Annotated in this window: 15 protein-coding genes; 2 read left to right on the top strand and 13 right to left on the bottom strand. The window is 41.1% G+C overall.

The annotated features are described in order from the left end of the window. Position 1: 1 nt before the first annotated feature. Genes ccmE through ccmA form a run of 5 tightly spaced genes read right to left on the bottom strand, consistent with a single transcriptional unit; the run spans position 2 to position 2,729 of the window. Positions 2-481, bottom strand: a complete 480-nt coding sequence (gene ccmE, locus ATS75_RS07345; protein ID WP_058559796.1) for a cytochrome c maturation protein CcmE — start codon at positions 479-481, stop codon at positions 2-4. Beyond that, positions 481-681 (bottom strand): heme exporter protein CcmD, encoded by a 201-nt coding sequence (gene ccmD / locus ATS75_RS07340; protein ID WP_058559795.1) that lies wholly within the window; start codon positions 679-681, stop codon positions 481-483. Before ccmD ends, ccmE begins: the two co-directional genes overlap by 1 nt. 2 nt (positions 682-683) lie before the next feature. Then, complete coding sequence (locus tag ATS75_RS07335) at positions 684-1,421, bottom strand: heme ABC transporter permease (protein WP_058559794.1); 738 nt, start codon at positions 1,419-1,421, stop codon at positions 684-686. 1 nt (position 1,422) lies between these two features. Then, positions 1,423-2,109, bottom strand: a complete 687-nt coding sequence (gene ccmB / locus ATS75_RS07330) for a heme exporter protein CcmB (protein ID WP_058559793.1) — start codon at positions 2,107-2,109, stop codon at positions 1,423-1,425. Beyond that, complete coding sequence (ccmA, locus tag ATS75_RS07325; protein ID WP_082665431.1) at positions 2,109-2,729, bottom strand: cytochrome c biogenesis heme-transporting ATPase CcmA; 621 nt, start codon at positions 2,727-2,729, stop codon at positions 2,109-2,111. Before ccmA ends, ccmB begins: the two co-directional genes overlap by 1 nt. A 104-nt stretch (positions 2,730-2,833) precedes the next feature. On the opposite strand from ccmA, the gene ATS75_RS07320 reads away from it, so the two are divergent. Both ATS75_RS07320 and ATS75_RS07315 read left to right on the top strand, forming a co-directional pair. Further along, entirely contained in the window at positions 2,834-5,626 is a 2,793-nt protein-coding gene (locus tag ATS75_RS07320) for a flagellar hook-length control protein FliK (RefSeq protein WP_058559791.1), read from the top strand. A 2-nt stretch (positions 5,627-5,628) separates the two neighbouring features. Continuing rightward, the gene (locus tag ATS75_RS07315) at positions 5,629-5,934 is read left to right on the top strand and encodes an EscU/YscU/HrcU family type III secretion system export apparatus switch protein (RefSeq protein ID WP_058559790.1); all 306 of its coding nucleotides are present in this window, start codon (positions 5,629-5,631) and stop codon (positions 5,932-5,934) included. Positions 5,935-5,966: 32 nt separating this feature from the next. Here ATS75_RS07315 and ATS75_RS07310 read toward each other — a convergent pair whose 3' ends face one another. From ATS75_RS07310 to ATS75_RS07275, 8 genes are all read right to left on the bottom strand, one after another. Further along, complete coding sequence (locus ATS75_RS07310; RefSeq protein ID WP_058559789.1) at positions 5,967-6,371, bottom strand: DUF2802 domain-containing protein; 405 nt, start codon at positions 6,369-6,371, stop codon at positions 5,967-5,969. 16 nt (positions 6,372-6,387) lie between these two features. Further along, positions 6,388-6,885: a chemotaxis protein CheW gene (locus ATS75_RS07305; RefSeq protein ID WP_058559788.1), complete on the bottom strand. Its 498-nt coding sequence runs from the start codon at positions 6,883-6,885 to the stop codon at positions 6,388-6,390. A 19-nt stretch (positions 6,886-6,904) separates the two neighbouring features. Beyond that, the gene (locus ATS75_RS07300) at positions 6,905-7,681 is read right to left on the bottom strand and encodes a chemotaxis protein CheW (RefSeq protein ID WP_058559787.1); all 777 of its coding nucleotides are present in this window, start codon (positions 7,679-7,681) and stop codon (positions 6,905-6,907) included. Between the two features lie 3 nt (positions 7,682-7,684). Further along, positions 7,685-8,455 carry a ParA family protein gene (locus ATS75_RS07295; protein ID WP_058559786.1) on the bottom strand — a complete coding sequence of 257 codons (771 nt, stop codon included), beginning with the start codon at positions 8,453-8,455 and terminating at the stop codon, positions 7,685-7,687. Positions 8,456-8,463: 8 nt separating this feature from the next. Further along, positions 8,464-9,429 carry a flagellar motor protein MotB gene (locus ATS75_RS07290; protein WP_058559785.1) on the bottom strand — a complete coding sequence of 322 codons (966 nt, stop codon included), beginning with the start codon at positions 9,427-9,429 and terminating at the stop codon, positions 8,464-8,466. 8 nt (positions 9,430-9,437) lie between these two features. Next, positions 9,438-10,202: a flagellar motor protein gene (locus tag ATS75_RS07285; RefSeq protein WP_058559936.1), complete on the bottom strand. Its 765-nt coding sequence runs from the start codon at positions 10,200-10,202 to the stop codon at positions 9,438-9,440. After that, positions 10,195-11,334, bottom strand: a complete 1,140-nt coding sequence (locus tag ATS75_RS07280) for a protein-glutamate methylesterase/protein-glutamine glutaminase (RefSeq protein WP_058559784.1) — start codon at positions 11,332-11,334, stop codon at positions 10,195-10,197. Before ATS75_RS07280 ends, ATS75_RS07285 begins: the two co-directional genes overlap by 8 nt. 64 nt (positions 11,335-11,398) lie before the next feature. After that, a complete protein-coding gene (locus tag ATS75_RS07275) occupies positions 11,399-13,645 on the bottom strand; it encodes a chemotaxis protein CheA (protein WP_058559783.1) in 2,247 nt (748 codons plus the stop codon). Positions 13,646-13,654: the final 9 nt, after the last annotated feature.

Genomic DNA, 13,654 nt, shown 5'->3' with positions numbered 1-13,654 from the left:
ATTAATTGCCACTATCTAAGTTATATTTAGGTTTCTCGTGCTTAATCCCTTTCACAGCTTCGGCAACTTCCGCCGGCATGTATTCTTCATCATGCTTAGCTAAAACCTCGAATGCTTCAATTACATCAGGCTCAATCAGCACGCCTTGTGCAACAATACCTTGCCCTTCACGAAATAAATCCGGCAAAATACCTTGATAACGAATCGTTACTAAAGGACCCGTGTCAGTAAGTTTAAAGCTCACTTCTAAACTGCTTTCGTCACGCACAACAGAGCCAGGCACAACCATGCCGCCAATTCGCAATTTTTGCCCAATAAAAGGCTTTTCAAGGTTAGGACCTTTGCCTTCAACCAATTCACTTGGTGTATAAAACAAATTGATATTTTCTTGTAATGCGTACAATACTAATCCAATAACAGCGCCAAGCCCAAACACTATAGAGGTAATGGCTAGCAGGCGTTTTTTACGTCTAGGGTTCATTATTGTAGCTCCTGTTTGGCCTGCTTAATACGTTGTTCTCGGTCTGCTTGCTGCTTTACAGATGAGAGAATACGCTTGGTATCATTTAAAGAGCTCAATAAAATACCTAATAAAATAAGCGCACATGCACCAAAAGATAACCATACATAAAAGCCATAACCGCCCATGGCTATAAAATCAGAAAAAGAATCAAACTGCATAACTAACCCCTTTTAATCAACTGACGAACCCAAGGACGATGTTTTTCACGCTGTAAAATCTCATTTTTAAGGCGAATTAATGTTACCGTGCCAACAAATGCCGCGAACGCGACGATGTTAACCATTAATGGCCAAAACATACTTGGGTCAATCGCTTCGGTATTAAACTTTGTGATAGATGCGCCTTGATGCAAGGTGTTCCACCACTCAACAGAGAAATGAATGATTGGTAAATTAATCACTCCAACAATAGCAAGAATCGACGCCGCTCGACCCGCGGCTTTTTTATCTTCAAAGGCGTGATATAAAGACAGCACCCCTAAGTATAAAAATAACAAAATAAGTTCAGACGTAAGCCTTGCGTCCCATACCCACCAAGCACCCCACATAGGTTTTCCCCATGCAGCGCCCGTGATTAAGGCGATTGCCGTAGCACATGCCCCCACTGGGGCAATAGCAATAACAGCAAGCTCAGCGTTTCTTAACTGCCAAACCAAAGCAACAATCGCCGCAATGGCCATTGATGAATAAGCACCCATAGATAAAATAGCTGAGGGAACATGAATAAAAATAATGCGATAGCTGTCTTTTTGTTGGTAGTCTGCTGGCGCGTAAGCCAAGCCCCAAATCCAACCAACAACCATGCACACAACCGTAATAACGGCAAAATAGGGCAGTAACGTATTACATAATTGATATGCACGATCTGCTTTAGCGTAGGGATGTAACCACTTCCACATATTAACTTACACTCACTTTTAATGCTGACGATATGGCGATTGGTGCGCTCATAATAGCGACGACGAGCATCGCACCAAGGATGGCAAGCTGCCCACTATAATCCAATGACATTGAACTAGTATCAATAGCAGACGTTGCAAAAATTAAAACAGGGATATACAAAGGCAAAACAAGCAGGCTCATTAATATACCGCCTTTTTGTAAACCGACTGTGAGACCGGCGCCAATAGCACCGATGAAACTTAATAATGGCGTACCCAACAAAAGAGTGAGTACCGTTGCTACCAATGATTGGCTGTCTAAATTTAACAACAATGCAAAAACAGGGGTCATCAACACTAAAGGTAAGCCGGTAATCAGCCAATGCGCAAACACTTTGGCTAAAACGGTCAGTGGTAGTGGATAAGAAGAGGCTATTAACTGCTCCAAGCTTCCGTCATGATAGTCATCACGAAAAATTTTATCCAACCCAAGCATGGTAGATAATAAAGCTGCAACCCAGATAATACCGGGTGCCATTCGAGCTAGTAGACCGGGTTCAGGACCGATTGCTAGTGGAAATAAAGTAATCACAATTAAAAAGAACAGTAACGGGTTTACTATTTCTGCACGTTGACGAAACGCCAATTGTAAATCTTTTTTACAAACCGCACTAAATAATTGTAAGTAAGAATGTTGGCGTATCATCAGTGACGGTACTCCAAAGTAACCGTTTGTAAATCATTAAAATGTGTAGTCAAATCTTGGTGTGTAGTTAATAAAATAGCCCCACCATTTTCTAAATGACTAACAAACCTATCTTGTAAAAATGCAACACCGGCTTTGTCTAATGCCGTAAAAGGTTCATCAAGAATCCATAATTTTGCATCATTAAGCCAAAGCCTAAGCAACGCAACGCGGCGCTGTTGACCGGCAGACAATGAACGCACAGGCACATCTTCAAGCCCGACGAGTCCAATTTTTGCCAGTAATGGATACAACTCTTGTTCGTTACTATAACCTTGTATCTGTAACCAAAAGCGTACATTTTCCACAGCAGTGAGCTGAGCATTAACACCTGTTTTATGGCCTATAAATAATAACTCTCGGGCAAAATCATCATAGTTTTTTGTTATGGAGTTTTCTCGCCAAAAAACATCCCCTTCATCAGGAGCAGCAAAACCTGCAATAATGCGCAATAATGATGTTTTACCTGCCCCGTTTGGGCCGGCTAACTGCATAATTTGTCCCGATTTCAAACTGAAATTAAGATCCTCAAACAAACAGCGCTCTTGTTTGATGCAAGTGACGGACTTAATGTGTAGCAAGATGACGATTCTCTATACCCAAAATTAGGTGTTAGTCTACCATAATGATAGGGTAATACGAATAACGCAATGAAACCGATTAGTGAAAATTTGATTTAAAAATAATGAATGAACCAACGCAAATATCTTTAGCTAACTCATTGACTGTAAAACAGTCAACACACGATGCTGCACGACAAAATATTGACCTTAATGGGCAAACATTGAATGCTAAAAACATCGTATTCGCTAAAGGATCTGTGCAACTTGATATCATGGTGAACGACCACTGGCAAACTTTGCGTTTAGTAACCACGCAATCTCCCGAAAATGCGCAAAAAATCCCCGCAGCTGACATTCAATTAAGCGCTGATGGTAAACAACTCACCATTTTGCCAAAACAAATATCTTTAGCAATCAATCAAATAAAGCATCTACAAAATTTACTAAATTTTATTAGTACTGGTAGCCAATTAGCTAATCAACCATTGTCGGTTAACGTTGTTACACAACCCGTTGCAAAATTACAGCTCCCGCAATTAAACGCTAGCTTGCCAATAAATAAAGACGTAGCACGTGTTTTACAAGGTGAGCAACCACTTAAAGCAATCATCAATGCTGATCATAAAGGCACCAGACTCACGGTTTTAAATAAGTTTGCTGACAACTTGCATCAACAAACAATTAGTCAAAATAAATTAGCAACTTGGCTCGCAAATTTAGTGCCTAACGGGCAAATAAAAGCCGTTAATAATACGGTCGAATTGACGATTCCTCAGCAAAAAAACGCATTTAACGTACCGATAAAGCCCATAAAAGCACAACAGTTGAGTTCAATTTTGCAGCCAGTAAAAATAATGGCGCAAAATGAAAGTGTGTTATTAAAAACGCATACCCCACACGCTGTTGTGATGCTAAAAAACTCATTAACGCAGACGTTCAATAGTTTATTAGCGGCGCAGCCAGCACAACGAGAACTGCAACCACACGTGTCTAAACAACCAATAATTAGCCCGCTGATTAATTCAAACAGTCCAATAAAGTCATGGCTTCAAGTCAGTTTTTCGGATTTGAAAACACGTATCAGTGACGCTGTGCGATACTTCGAACAAAAACCTTTTAGTAAACCTTCCGCGCTCTTAGATAGCCCCGTTCAACACGCTAAATCAATAAACAAAGCTGAAAATGCGGTTCAAACAACGCACACATTGAGAAGCCTAATTCCAACATCACTCTCTCGAATAAATTTAGCAGCGATTGCAAACACTCACCCAACCTCCTTTCAGGCCGATATAAGTAACGGCACTGCGCTACCAAAACACTTTCATACTTCACCGCCTTTGGCACAGTTTTTTCAACAGATAAAAGCCGGTTTAAATGCACTAACCGAAGTTAAAGCGACTACCTCTTTAAAAGAGCATGCTTTTTTGCCTAATCAGCTAAAACAACACAAAACTGAAACGGCACAGACAACAACGATAAAGCACATAAATCCAATACAGATTAGCCAATCAACTGAAACCACTCAACGGGCTGATATAAAGGCACAAACCGAACTAACAAAAGAAGCCCCTGTTACAAATAAAATAACTAATTCCCATATACCTACTCAGCCCCATATTGATAAAGCTACGACTGGTAAACCACTAATTAACAGGCAAATAGCAACACCCACTTTGGCGGCCATAGTTGAAGGTTCAGCAACAGATATAAATAAAATTGCAAAAAAAGTAAAACCTGATTCTATTCAACAAACCACGACTAAAATGCAACATAGTTCAATACAAAATGCTTCAATACCCAAAGCGAGATCACCAGAAATACCAACCCCTTCCGATGTTGCAAAAGTAATAACAGAGGTTAATAATACCAAAACACATAACATTGACGGCGCAAGCTCATCGGTGTTAGCCGCGAAACAAATTGTTCCTGCTAACATAAAAGCCCCATTAAGTTCACCGCCTGTAAGTAGTCAAATAAGCTTGCCTATTGAAGCTAAACTACTCGCCCCTTTATTAAATATTCCAAAAGGGATTTTTAAGGCAGAAACGGCATTGATTAGTACGAGTAAACTCCCTTTAACTAGGGAGTCTTTAACGCAAAAAATAGAACAACTTGCGCAGCCTAAAGTTTCTAACAACGCAGACCTTAATCGGTTAGTTAATCAAGCCTTTAACAGAATGATTAGCAGTCAAACAGTTCAGCCACATACAGTTCAACGTGAAGTACTAAGTATCCTATCACCTCATAGCCTCTCTGCAACTGCGTTTCAAAATAGCTTTAGTCAAGCTATTGAAAGTTTGAGTGTCGCCATTTTAGCCGCCCCTATTCTTAACACATCAGGCGTCGCCAATTTCAATGGCCAGACCTCTCTAGATGCTCTTTTACAAGTATTGGTGCCTAATTTTAAAGCAGTGAATAGCGAAAAGCTTCAGGAACAGCTACAACAAGCAAGTAGTCAGGCGTTGACAACTGAATTGAGCCAAATAAAAACCACTGTCAGTCAAGTGACCAACACACCGATTAATCAACAAACAGAGAACAATGCATTTGTGCAATTTTTCTTACCTATGAGGTTGCCACCTGACGCTTCGCAGACGGAAATATCGCTCGGGAAATATAAAAAGCCGAGTAAAGAAAAGCCTGAAGGTAAGGATGTGTGGTTTGTGCGGTTAAATTTTGATTATGCTGATCTGGGCCAGTTACAAATAACGGCCGAGCTGATGGATAAAGCGCTGGATTGTAAGTTACTTGCATCCAGCCAAGAAGTGACAGCCATGGCACACCCGCATCTTGAAAGTTTACGTCATAAATTATCTGCACATGGGTTACAGGTTGGGGAGCTCAATTTAAGTCAGGGTGTTGCACAGCATAATGCCTTTTACCAATCCCACGCCATTATTAATATTAAGGTCTAAATATGAGTGACATAGAGCAAAAGTCGGCTATTGGATTACTTTATGAAGCAGGTAAAGCACCGACCGTGAGTAGTAAAGGGTTTGGTGATCTAGCAGAGGAAATAATTGCAGCGGCTGAAAAAAAAGGCATTTTAATACATCAGGATAAATCGCTTGCTAAAACATTATCTCATCTAGAGCTAGGTGAGGAAATTCCTAAAGAGCTCTATTATGTTATTGCAGAACTTATTGCGTTTTCATACGTTTTAAGAGGTAAATTTCCACCAGGTTGGCAAGACTTTCAAGGTAAGTTAAATATTAAGGCCTGAGTACTTTAATATAATAAATGCAACAAAAGGCGCTAACTAGCGCCCTTTTGTTGATGAAGTGACATCAATAGTTCAGCCTCCGCGCGCGGTAACTCGCATTCACGAATGATCTCTTCAATATCTGCCCCCAGTTCGACCATTTTTACTGCACGCGAATAAATTTTTGCGTCTGGATCATCGTACTTTTGCGCATCTTGTTGCTGTGCTAACTCTTGGTTTTTTTGCTCCACAGTAACTAATCGCTTGCCAATACTCAGCATACCAGCACGCATTTCTGCTACTTCACTTCGCAAGATACTATTCTGTTGCAAAGCATCTGCCAGTTTATTCTGGTTTGCTTGCTCAGATGCAGTTAAACGTTTATTCAAACTATATAAAAAAACAAAGCACACTAATATTAAAAAGAGTGCGCTACACACTAAAGAGAGTAACAGCATAGTTTATCCGTAAGCATTAGATATTGCTTAGCTCATCCCACTCTTCATCATTTAGTAATTTATTCAAGTCTACCAAAATTAATAATTCGCCATCACGATTACTTACACCTTGAATAAACTTAGCACTCTCTTCTGTGCCAATATTTGGCGCACTGTCAATTTCAGAGCTGCGAAGATAAACAACTTCAGCCACACTATCTGCTAAAATACCGATCACTTGCTCTTCTGCTTCAATGATAAGCACTCTAGAATTATCAGTTGCTTCTGCAGACATTAAGCCAAAACGTGCACGCGTATCAATAACGGTAACAACATTACCACGCAAGTTAATGATGCCAAGCACATAACTCGGGGCACCTGGAACGGGGGCTATTTCGGTATAACGCAATATTTCCTGAACTTGCATCACGTTGACACCATAGGTTTCTGACTCAAGTTTAAATGTTACCCACTGCAATACTTCATCATTGCTATCGGCATTTTTACTACTTGATACTAATCTTTCTTCGCTCATGCTATTACTCCGATTATCGTTACTGCTCACGGCTATCTAAGCCCTGTTCCAGCAATTGATTTAAATACTCTACATCAATTAGGGCACACATTTTTTCTTTAATCACGCCTGCCAACCACGGACGCTTTCCACTATTGGCACGCCATTTTACATCTTCAGAACGTAGGGTAATATTATTAACTAATTTCTCAGCTAACAATCCCCATTGGCTATCACCCAACGTAATTAAATACTGGTAGTCTAGCTTTTCTTCCAGTTCTTGGGTGTATTTTTCTGGCATAACCCAACGAGCTGTATCGACTACATTTAAGTTTTCATCACGATTAAGCATGACACCTTTAAACCATTTAGGTTTGCCAAAAAGCTGAGTCACCTCTCCTAATTGATGAATCCCACCCAATGCTTTTAATGGCACAGCTAGAGTGAGCCCAGCCACTTCAAAAAAGAGTGCCTGAAACTCCCCATCAAAATAGTCTTCTTGACGTTGAACAGGTGTTTTATTAACGGTCTCTTTAACCGTTATATCTACTTTAGCTATATCTTTGATATTAGCTTGAATTTCTGGTTTCTCAAGCTTTGATGTATGCTGCGCCTCTAAAATAGGTTCTTCTAACGCATCAGGCTGCATTATCACTTGAGAGCTGGTTTTTTGTGGTAGCTCTCTTTCAGTAACTGATGGTTTAACTTGCTCAAGTAATTTAGCAACGGGCTCAAGTGCTGAAGCATCTTCATCACACAATAAAGCTTCCAAATATTGGGTCATTACTTTTTCGTTAGCAAATAATTGCTTGCTCATCAATTAACCTTGTTCAATCAAATAGTCTAATAACGCACGATAAGCAAAAACGCCCCGAGAACGAGGACAAAATTGGATAGGCACTTGCTGTGCAAGGCTCGCATCGCGAAATTTCGTATCGACGGGGATGACCCCTGGCCATACTTTATCTGTATATGTTTGTTGAAGGGTTTTATACGCCTCCAAGGATGCATTCGTGCGCTTATCATACATAGTAGGGATAATGGTATATTGATACTGCTTTGATTGCGAGCTTTGCATTAGTTCCATTGTGCGCATCATTCTGTCTAAGCCCTTTAATGCTAAAAACTCTGTTTGCACAGGTACTAAAATTCTTTCACTTGCAGCGAGCGCATTTACCATGAGTACACCTAATACTGGTGGGCAATCTAAAATGGCGTAATCATAATGTTCGCTAATCTTAAGTAATGCTTTTTTTAAAATAAGTCCCATACCCGTTTTATTACCCATACTACGATCTAGCGTAGCGATAGCCATCGTTGCAGGTAAAATATCAAGGTTGGCGATATTTGAAGGGCATAAAGCCTGTAAAATTTCTTCGCTTTGCATTGTATTGCCGCGTGCAAAGATGTCATAAACACTGACTTCAAGATCCTCAGAGTCAATACCAAAATAATATGTTAAAGAAGCATGGGGATCAGTATCAATCAACAACACGCGCTTTCCTTGCAACGCTAATATGCCTGCAAGACTTACGGCTGTTGTTGTTTTACCAACCCCACCCTTTTGATTAGCTACCGTCCAAATTTTCACATTACACCTTATTCTTCTTCGTTTCGCGTTGTAATACGAATCCCACCATGGGGCAATTGGATTACTTTAATTGAATTATCATTTGAAGGCAGTTCAACAACCTCAGGGATTGAAGTTGCGACTTCTTTTAATAAGCCATCACTGCCAACCGCCTCTTGCTCAGGCAGCCCGTACTTAGATAAAGCAACGACAACCTTTCGGTTTTCTGCACGCCCTTGTGGTGTTGTATTATCAGCGAAAGGGGAATATTGACCATATCCCTCAATAGCCATCCTTGCAGGGTTAATACCCATACTTTCTAGTTCAATCAAAATCGATGTGGCACGCGCTACCGATAATTCCCAATTAGAACGGAACATTTCATTACGAATTGTCTCGTTGTCTGTATAACCTCGCACTCGAATATAATTATCTACTGGTGAAATGATATCTTTAACCATTCTAATAACAGACTTAGCTCTTCTGTGTGCTACTGCACTGCCACTTGAAAACAACATACCTGAGCTCAATTCTATAATCAGCCAGTCCTGATGTAACTCCAAACTTGCTTCACCATCGCGAATTTCATCGATCAAAGCCGACTGTAATTTAGTTAATAAACTATCCAGAGGTTTACCTAAGTGCTTTTGTTTTACATTACTTGTATCACTTTGCCCATCCAACAGTTCAGGCCCTACTTCTTGTTTTTGAATACTCTCACCAAATAACAGTTCTTTCTCTGGGCTGACCCTGTCTGTGAGTAAGCCCGTGCCAGAAACCCCCGTCCCCTCTTGGCTGTGCTGTCGTGCTGACTTCACAAACACTTGCTCTAATGAGTCTGACAAAATCTGGAATTTTTCTTCTTTATTGATGGCCATAGCATACATCACAACAAAAAATGCGAACATAATGGTCATGTAATCAGCATATGAAACTAACCACCTCTCAGTATGTTGATTACTTAAATTATTGTTACGAAGTTTGCGACGCATCATCAGGAGTATTACTCAGGTAGTAAAGTTGGTCTGTCGATACGGTAAGCCTCTAGTCTTAGCACTATATTAGCAGGACTGTCACCTTGACTAATTGCCATGATGCCCTCAGCTAATGACTCATGATAAAGCATTTTTTGTTCCACTTGCTGTTTTAGCTTGTTTGCCATTGGTAAAAACAATAAATTTGCTAAACCAACGCCATAAATAGTTGCAATAAATGCAGTTGCAACACCCGCTCCCAGTTTTTCAGGCTCGGTAATAAAAGACATGGCTTGAATCAGCCCCAATACAGCCCCTAATATACCTACCGTTGGACTATAACCACCCAAAGCCTCATAGACTCTACTTGCTTCAAGTAAACGTTCACGTTCTAGTAAAAGGTCAATTTCCAATGTATCGCGAAGCGCTTTATCATTCACCCCATCAACTAACAAACTAAGCCCTTTTGCTGCGTAAGGATCAGAATGACTCAGTGCAATGTCTTCCAGTGCTAAATAGCCCTCTTGACGTGCTTTGATTGACCACTGTTTTACCTGTTCAATCGCTCCGTCAATATCATGACGCGGAGGGAAAAACACCCAATAACTTATTTTTAACGCTTTCAAAAACGTGCTCGCAGGAGATTGCAGCATGACAGCTCCAATTGTACCGCCTAGTACAATGAGAAGCGCTGGCCCACTAAATAGAGCTGATACCACTCCCCCTTCTAATGCATACCCGAATGCGATGGCACCTAGGCCAACGATTACACCCAAAAAAGAGAGTTTATCCACAACCAATCTCACGCACAATGCGACTAGCGACATCGTCTAAAGCGATATCAGCACTTGCTAAGCCGGCATTGGCAACTGCCTGAGGCATTCCGTATACCACACAGCTCTTTTCATCTTGAGCCCAAATGGTTGCACCTGCCTGCTTTAGCATTCTTGAACCATCACGGCCATCAGCCCCCATACCCGTTAACACAATTGCCAACACATCACCTTGAAAAGACTTAGCCGTACTGGCGAATGTGACATCGACACTCGGTTTATAAGTAATCCTCGCGCTGTCGTCTTCAAATACACGTAAAGTTCTATTTCCACCGCGCCCTTCTACAAGCATTTGCTGGCCACCTGGCGCTAAATAAGCAGTTCCTGGTACTAATTTATCACCCTGTTGAGCTTCTTTTACATTAATTTTGCATAAGCCATTTAGCCTGGCAGCAAACGCTGGCGTAAAAGCAGCTGGCATGTGCTGGATAAGTAAAATTGGATGCGGAAAATTGGCGGGTAACTTTGTTAAAATCGTTTGTAGCGCAACGGGTCCACCTGTCGACGTACCGATTGCAACAATTTGATATTTTTTTCCTGACGCACGCGCTTCAACTCTTGAGTTAGACGTCGCCTGCGTTGCTCTGCTAAACGAACGATCAGGTTGAATAACTGTGTTTCGCGAAGGCGATGATAGCGTGGTTTGTGAAGCTCTAGGGGCCGAAGGTGGGGTCGGTCGGCTAAACCTAGATATACGCCTACGGCCGATTTCTTTAACTTTATTTTGTAATAACTTTATAGCATCTTCATTATTGCGTGCTATGTCTTCAAATTTCTTTGGTAGAAAATCCAAAGCACCCGCATCTAGCGCATCTAATGTTGCTGTAGCGCCATCACGCGTCAATGAAGAAAACATAAGAATAGGTGTTGGATTAGCAGCCATAATTTCTTTTACGGCACTAATTCCATCAAGGACAGGCATTTCTACATCCATTGTAATCACATCTGGACGCAATTGACTGGTTTTATCTACAGCTTCACGGCCATTTACCGCAAAACCAATTACTTCGATATCCTTATCTTGTTCAAGGATTTCACTGACTCTACGGCGAAAAAAGCTTGAATCATCAACAACTAATACTTTAACTGCCATTGGTACACTCTTGTTAAATTTTACCTACGAGAGCCAAAGGCTCTCGTATTAAGATAAGTAAGGACTAGCCAGCGTAGAACTTAAGTAGGTTAGGAACATCTAAAATAAGCGCAATACCACCATCTGAAGTTATTGTAGCACCCGCCATACCTGGCGTACCTTGCAATAATGCATCGAGTGGTTTAATAACAACTTCCTCTTGACCTATGAGGGAGTCGACCACAAAGCCTACTTGCTGTGTGCCTATTTGAACAATGACTACGTGACCCTGAGATTTCCGCTGCGTTCTATCAGCTCCTTTTACAAGCCAGTGCTCTAGATAAAACAACGGAATTGCTTTTTTACGCACTATTATTGTTAATTGGCCATCAACAACATTAGTTCTAGTAAGATCTAAGTGGAAAATCTCATTCACCCCGGCAAGCGGAAGTGCAAATGTCTGCTCACCAACAACAACCATTAGCGTTGGGAGTATGGCGAGTGTCAGTGGAACTTTAATTTCTAATATTGTTCCCACACCTAACTCAGACTGAATGCTAACAGACCCATTTAACTGTGTAATCTTAGTTTTAACTACATCCATTCCAACACCACGGCCTGAAATGTCCGAGATCTCTTCTTTAGTAGAAAAACCAGGTGCAAAAATTAAATTATAAGCCTCAGTATCAGAAAGACGACTTGCCTGTTCGTGGTCAAGTACTCCCTTACTTATTGCAATCTTCTTAAGCTTTTCGGCATCCATACCTGCACCATCATCACGAATGGTCAGTAAAATATGGTCACCTTCTTGTGATGCAGATAACGTAACAGTACCCGTTCTTGATTTTCCAGCTGCTTCACGTACATCAGGCATTTCAATACCATGGTCAACTGAGTTTCTCACTAAGTGGACCAATGGATCGGCAAGTGCTTCAACGAGATTTTTATCTAAATCCGTTTCTTCACCCACAAGTAATAGATTAATGTCTTTTTTCAAACTTCTCGCTAAATCACGAACAACGCGCGGAAATCGTCCAAACACTTTTTTGATTGGCTGCATTCGCGTTTTCATAACCGCGCCTTGCAGATCCGCAGTGACAACATCTAAGTTAGATATTGCTTTGCCCATTACTTCACTATTTGTGTTTGTTGCAAGGCTAACCAATCGGTTTCTAACGAGAACTAGCTCACCGACCATGTTCATGATTTGATCTAAGCGCTTGGTATCTACACGAACAGTTGTTTCAGCTTGAGGCGGTGGTGGCTTTTTCGCAGCTGCAGGTGTAGGAGCTTTATCAACCTGTTTTGGCGCTGGACTTTGCGGCTTACTGACTGGAGCAGGCGTTGGTTTTTTAGTTGGTTTAGGGGCTGCTGCCTTTGCAACTACAGGCTTTTCAACTATAGGTTTTTCAACATCTCCTCCTGAAACAGCTTTTGGCGCAGAGCCCTTGCCATGCAATTCGTCAAGCAATGCTTCAAACTCATCATCGCTAATATCATCACCCGACTCACTCGAAACTGGGCTTTTCACTTCAGGTGCTTTAGCTGTAGCCTGAACCTTTGCTGATTCAGGCTTTTCTGGTGCAGCGTCAGTACTTACTTCACCAAAACTACCTACGCCGTGTAACTCATCTAATAAATTATCAAATTCATCGTCTGTTATATCACTGCTACTAGAAACTTCTTGAGTACTATTCGCCGTCTCAGTAATCGGGCTTTGCCCTTTACCATGCAATTCATCTAATAGACTTTCAAATTCGTCTTCTGTGATTTCGTCAATCTGTGTTTCTTGCGTATCACTTTCAACTTCACCATTAAAAAGCATATCAAATGCAAATGGGTCATCCTCATCAGTTGCTGACGCAGGTGGCGCTTCAGTCTCTACCTCAACAAGTTCTTCAGAGGAAATTGTTTCACTCGTCACCTCATTTTCATCGGCACTAGGTGGTTGACTCAATTTATGTAAAACGGCCAATAATTCTGGATCAGCAGGTGCTGGCTTTTCACGACTTTGAATTGTCGCAAACATCTCGTTAATTGTGTCTAGGGCTTGTAGAATTACATCCATAAGCTCTGAGTTGACTGTCCGTACACCTTGACGTAGTAAATCGAATACGTTTTCAGCCCCATGACACGCATCGACTAATTCAGTCATGCTCAAGAAGCCAGCTCCACCTTTTACAGTATGGAAACCACGAAAGATTGCATTAAGTAAATCAGTATCATCCGGATTATTTTCAAGCTCTACTAGCTGTTCTGATAAAAGCTCAAGGATTTCTCCAGCCTCAACTAGAAAATCTTGTAAAATGTCTTCATCGACTTCAAAGCTCATGTAGTGCTC

Origin of the sequence: Pseudoalteromonas sp. H105 (assembly GCF_001469215.1) — a bacterium.
Taxonomy (GTDB): Bacteria; Pseudomonadota; Gammaproteobacteria; order Enterobacterales; family Alteromonadaceae; genus Pseudoalteromonas.
This window is presented reverse-complemented; position numbering and strand designations above follow the sequence as displayed.

Coding starts and splice junctions, on each gene's coding strand:
- ccmE (WP_058559796.1), bottom strand. CDS start 481: ATGAACCCTAGACGTAAAAAACGCCTGCTAGCCATTACCTCTATAGTG.
- ccmD (WP_058559795.1), bottom strand. CDS start 681: ATGCAGTTTGATTCTTTTTCTGATTTTATAGCCATGGGCGGTTATGGC.
- ATS75_RS07335 (WP_058559794.1), bottom strand. CDS start 1,421: ATGTGGAAGTGGTTACATCCCTACGCTAAAGCAGATCGTGCATATCAA.
- ccmB (WP_058559793.1), bottom strand. CDS start 2,109: ATGATACGCCAACATTCTTACTTACAATTATTTAGTGCGGTTTGTAAA.
- ATS75_RS07320 (WP_058559791.1), top strand. CDS start 2,834: ATGAATGAACCAACGCAAATATCTTTAGCTAACTCATTGACTGTAAAA.
- ATS75_RS07315 (WP_058559790.1), top strand. CDS start 5,629: ATGAGTGACATAGAGCAAAAGTCGGCTATTGGATTACTTTATGAAGCA.
- ATS75_RS07310 (WP_058559789.1), bottom strand. CDS start 6,371: ATGCTGTTACTCTCTTTAGTGTGTAGCGCACTCTTTTTAATATTAGTG.
- ATS75_RS07305 (WP_058559788.1), bottom strand. CDS start 6,885: ATGAGCGAAGAAAGATTAGTATCAAGTAGTAAAAATGCCGATAGCAAT.
- ATS75_RS07300 (WP_058559787.1), bottom strand. CDS start 7,681: ATGAGCAAGCAATTATTTGCTAACGAAAAAGTAATGACCCAATATTTG.
- ATS75_RS07290 (WP_058559785.1), bottom strand. CDS start 9,429: ATGATGCGTCGCAAACTTCGTAACAATAATTTAAGTAATCAACATACT.
- ATS75_RS07280 (WP_058559784.1), bottom strand. CDS start 11,334: ATGGCAGTTAAAGTATTAGTTGTTGATGATTCAAGCTTTTTTCGCCGT.
- ATS75_RS07275 (WP_058559783.1), bottom strand. CDS start 13,645: ATGAGCTTTGAAGTCGATGAAGACATTTTACAAGATTTTCTAGTTGAG.